General features: G+C 51.6%; 1 protein-coding gene. It reads right to left on the reverse strand.

What is annotated here, in order from left to right; translation table 11 throughout:
- Window positions 1-281 (reverse strand): IS1 family transposase (locus JUJ53_RS08540; RefSeq protein WP_204151584.1); only part of this gene is annotated, 281 nt, incomplete at both ends.

Below are 281 nucleotides of genomic sequence, written 5' to 3' on the forward strand. Positions count from 1 at the left end.
ACGGACTTAGAATAGCAAAGGGTCTTCCGGTGCAGTCGAGCCAGGTAGTGTCGCAATCGTGTGTTTTCGCCTTCCACCCGAGTCATGTAAGTCTTGCAGACAATCTGATCGCCCTCTGGAATGAAGCCGCGATACACCGACCAGCCATCCGTTACATAGAAATAGCAGTTCCAGTCCGATACGATAGACCAGAGCGGTGCAAAGGTCTTAGCACTACGGTCACCCAGTACCCAGCCTAAAATCCCCTGTTTGAAGTGGTCAACGGCTGTCCATAGCCAAAT

Source organism: Leptolyngbya sp. CCY15150 (genome assembly GCF_016888135.1).
Classification (GTDB): domain Bacteria; phylum Cyanobacteriota; class Cyanobacteriia; order RECH01; family RECH01; genus RECH01.